Here is a 4,541-nt window from a genome sequence, read left to right on the forward strand (position 1 = left end):
CCCTGGCCCGCACCGCCGCGCGACCCCACCCCGCGCCCGCGGCACTGTGGGACACCGCGCGCCGCCACCACCCCGACCCCTCCGTCTATTTCGAACAGCTCATCATCGACGGCCACCCCGCCCATCCCCTGTGCCGCCGCCGCGGCGACCTGGCCGACGCCGACGTCCGCGAACTCGCCCCCGAACACCACCCCCAGGTCCCGATCGTGCTGGCCCCGCTCGACGACGCCGTGGTCGCGGGCGCCTGGCCCTGGCACGCCCCCGACGGCAGGCCCCTGCTGCCGCTCCACCCGCTGCAGGCCGCCTCCCACCTCGAGCTCCTCACCCCCACCGACGCCACGCTGCGCTGCGCGCCCCTGATGTCGCTGCGCACCCTCGCCCCCTACACCCAGCCCGACATCCACCTCAAGACCGCCGTCGACCTCCGCCTCACCAGCGCGATCCGCCACGTCTCCCCCGCCGCCATCCACAACGGACCCATCCTGTCCCGCCTGGTCGCCAACCTCGGCATCCCCCGCCTGGAGGTCCTCACCGAACGCGGCGCGGTCGCCGCCCTGCTGCCCGACTCCGACCCCTCCGCCCCCGACCTCACGACCCGCGCCGACCCCGCCCTGGCCGCCATCGTCCGCGACTCCCCCGCTCGAATCCTGGCCGACGACCACGTCGCCCTCCCCCTGGCCGCCCTGTCCGAACCCGACCCCGTCGACGGCCGCCCCCTGGTGACCCGCGTCGTCGCCTCCGCGGGCATCCCGCCCGCCCAGTGGTGGCGCGAATGCGTCACCACCCTCCTGCCCCCGCTGCTGCGGCTGCTGGCCGACCACGGCATCGCCGCCGAGGCCCACGGACAAAACACCCTCCTGGCCCTCCACCAAGGCCGCCCCGCCGCGGCCGTCTACCGCGACTTCGGCGGCGTACGGGTATGGCCCGAACGCCTGGCGGCCAGCGGCGTCGACTGCCCACCCCTGCACGGCGACCTCGCGTGCGACGGCCCCGAGACCCTGCACAGCAAGCTCATCTCGATGCTCTACGCCGTCGCCCTGTCCCAACTGGTGCACGCCATGTCCCTCGGCTTCGACGAGGCACCCGAAACCTGGTGGCGCACCGTCGCCGACGTCAGCCGCACCGCCACCGCCGACGACGGCCTCCGCGCCGCGCTCTTCGCGCCCACCTGGCCCATCAAGGCCTACACCGTGATGCGCCTGTCCGACCGCCCCATCGCCGACCAGTGGACCAGCGTCGCCAACCCGCTGGCCCGCCTGTAGCCATGTCGCCTCCACAACCGACACGGGCCCGCGAACGCGTCGTCGCCCACCTGCTGGCCGCCGCCTGGCGCGAAAACCTCGGCGGCCTCCGCGACACGGCCCAACGCGACGGCGCCACCTTCCGCCTTCGCGTGTCGGGTACGACCCCGACGGACGGCGACGACCCGAGCCCGAGCACCGCGTCCGCCCGCGACCACCACGGGGGCGATAGCGCCACCCAAGACGACGCGGGCCACGATGCAAGCGGAACCATCCACATCGCTGACCCAAACGGCGACACCGCGCCAGCGGCCGACGGTCCCGACGACGCGGCATCCCCCGCCGACGGCCACCAGCCCGCTAACGTCGCCGCCCGTCATGGCGCGAACCACGAAGCGAGCGACACCGTCCACATCAGCCCCTCGAAGGCCGATGTCGCCGATACAGACGCCCGCGACGGCGCCGACGGTCTCGGAGACACTACGCGGGCCGCAGCCAGCAACGGGTCCCGCGATGGAGACGCGCCGCTCCCCGCCGATGGCCAGCGCGCCAGCACCGCCGCCCGCCATGGCGCGAAGCGGGAAGCGAGCGACACCATCCACATCGGCTCGTCAAGGGCCGAGGCGGACGCATGTGACAACGTTGACGGTCTCGACGACAAGGCTACGAACGCGGTCGCCAGCAACGGCTCCCGCGACGGAGACGCGGCACTCCCCGCCGACGGCCAGCGCGCCAACACCGCCGCTCGTCATGGTACGAAGCGGGAAGCGAGCGGCACCGTCCACATCGGCTCGTCAAGGGCCGATCCCGCGGCGACCGCCTGTCGCGACAACGTTGGCCGTCCCGACGACACGCCCCGTCCCGCCGACGACGGCGCGAAGGCGACCTCTCCAGGCGGGGGCGACCTCCATACGCACGGCACCGTCCACAGCGGTGCCTCGCGCGCGGGCGGTAGCCTCCCCGACGATGGCCGCAGCGCCGCTCGACGCGACGGCGCCGTCCACGTCGGGCAGTCGGGGACATTCCTCACCACCGCCGTCGCCACCGACGAACTCGGGCACGAGATGCCCGCGCCGCCCGTGCACCACGACGGCGTCCACATCGATCACCCCGCGCGGCTGTTGCGACTGCTCGTGGCGGACGCGCCCGCCCAGCTCGCCGCCGAACTGGGCGACGCGGTGGACGGGCTGGACCAGGCGCTGCCCCGACACGCGCGGCGCTGCCGCGAGGTCGCCGAGGCCGCCGTGCGGCGCGGCGTCGACTCGAGCGTCGCCCTGGCCGAGAAGCTGCGCCGCGACGGCGCGGGGTTCGTGCCCTGCCGCTTCTTCGAGCCGCTGGCCGTGGACGGCCACCACCTTCACCCCTGCGCCCGCACCCGCCTGGGATGGGACGACGCCGCGCGCCGCGCCTTCGACCTGGAGGCCACCGAGCCCGTGAACGTCCGCGTCGTCGCCGTACGGCGCGACCTGGCGGTCTCCGCGCCCGATCCGCGAGGGCGCGATCTGGGAACCCTGTTGGCGCAGCGCTTCGAGGAACTCGAGCCGTATGTGGACGACGAGCGGCTGTTGATCCCCGTTCACCCGTGGCAGCACGCGAGCGTCCTTACGGGGCGGCATCGGGACCTGTTCGACTCCGCGGACGTCATCGACCTCCCCGTGTCGCTGCCCACCTCGCCGACCGCATCGGTTCGCACCCTGGTCACCGACGCGGGCGACTATCTCAAGTGCTCGCTGAGCATCCACATCACCTCGACCTCGCGCGGCATCTCCCCCGCGACCGTCCACAACGGCCCGAGGCTGTCGCCCGTGCTCACCGAGATCATCGGCGCCGATCCCGTGCTGGCGCAACGCATCGCCATCCTCCCCGAGCTCGCGGGCGCCAGCCTCCCCCACGGGCACCCCGCCGCCCGCGACCTCAGCTGCCTGCTGCGCGGCGGGCTCGACACCGTCACCGAGGCCGACGAACTGCCCGTCCCCGCCACCGCCCTGCCCGCGATCTCCCCCGTCACGGGCACCACCGTCGCCGCCGAACTCGCCGCCGCGCGCCCCGAGGCGTTCCTGCGCCGCTACGCCGACCTCCTCATCACCGCCACCACCCACCTGGCCGCCCGCTACGGCATCGCCGCCGAGGCGCACCTGCAAAACTGCCTGCCCACCTTCGCGGGCGGCATGCCCCGCCGCATCATCGTCCGCGACCTCGGCGGCGCCCGCATCCTCCCCGACCGCCTCGCCGCCGCGGGCCACCGCCCCGACCTGCACCCCGCCTCGGTCACCGTCACCCGCGACCCCGACGTCCTGCGCACCAAGATCGCCTACACCGTCATCCACAACCACCTGTCCGCCCTCGTCGGTGCCCTCCACCGCGACCGTGTGCTCGCCGCCGACGACGCCTGGCGCATCGTCGCCGACACCATGGACGCCACCGACCTGCCCGCCGCCGACCGCGCCTTCTACACCGCCGCCACCCTCCCGCTGAAGGCCCTGCTCACCATGCGCGTCAACGGTTCTGGCGACCTCCACGTCGGACTCCCAAACCCCCTGGCGCGCCCATGATCCCGATCCCCGCCGCCATCGCCGCCGAGCTCGACACGCTGGCCTCGCCCGCGTGCGCCTACCTGTACGACACCCGGGTCCTCGCCGAGCGTGTCGACCAGTTGCGCGCCGCGCTTCCCGCCGACAGCGCCGTCTACTACGCGATGAAGGCCAACCGCCACCCCCGCCTGCTCGCGCGCGCCGCGGGAGCCTGCGACGGGATCGAGGTGGCCTCGGAGGGGGAACTGGCCGCCGCCGTGGACGCGGGCGCCGCGGCCCTGCTGTTCGGCGGGCCCGCCAAGACCGACGCCGCGCTCAACGCCGCCCTCGACTGCGGCGTCGACTGTGTCATCAATGTGGAGAGTCTCCACGAGCTGCGGCGCGTCGACCACCTGGCGAGGCGGCACCGCGGCGTCGCGACGATCGCGCTGCGGGTGAATCGGGCCGCGCGCACCCCCGAGGGCAGCCACCGCATGACGGGGGTGCCCACGCCCTTCGGCATCGATGAAACCCTGCTCCCCCAGGCGATCGAGGCGGCCAATGGCATGGACGGGGTGCGCCTGAGCGGGCTGCATCTCCACGCCGTCAGCAACAACCTGGACGCCGCGGAGCACGCGCGCTTCGTCCGCGATGGACTCGGGTTCGCCGAGGCGGTGTCGCGCCGATGCGGATCGCGGTGGGACACCGTCAATGTGGGTGGCGGGCTCGGGGTGGACTACGCGGGGGCGCGACGGTTCGATCTGGACGCCCTGGCGGCGGGCCTGGAGGG

The 4,541-nt window shown here is 74.1% G+C and carries 3 protein-coding genes; all 3 read left to right on the top strand.

What is annotated here, in order from left to right:
• A partial coding sequence (locus VE172_RS16125; RefSeq protein WP_324802955.1) for an IucA/IucC family protein occupies nucleotides 1–1,262 on the top strand: 1,262 nt, incomplete at its 5' end.
• Between the two features lie 2 nt (nucleotides 1,263–1,264).
• Nucleotides 1,265–3,793 carry an IucA/IucC family protein gene (locus tag VE172_RS16130; protein ID WP_324802956.1) on the top strand — a complete coding sequence of 843 codons (2,529 nt, stop codon included), beginning with the start codon at nucleotides 1,265–1,267 and terminating at the stop codon, nucleotides 3,791–3,793.
• On the top strand, nucleotides 3,790–4,541 hold a 752-nt coding region (locus tag VE172_RS16135), incomplete at its 3' end, for an alanine racemase (RefSeq protein WP_324802957.1). The genes VE172_RS16130 and VE172_RS16135, both read left to right, overlap by 4 nt.

It is taken from the genome of Stackebrandtia sp. (genome assembly GCF_035643755.1).
In the GTDB taxonomy this organism is placed as follows: Bacteria; Actinomycetota; Actinomycetes; order Mycobacteriales; family Micromonosporaceae; genus Stackebrandtia.

Excerpts from the sequence above, each read along its gene's own strand:
- VE172_RS16130 (WP_324802956.1), top strand. The coding sequence starts at position 1,265 with ATGTCGCCTCCACAACCGACACGGGCCCGCGAACGCGTCGTCGCCCAC.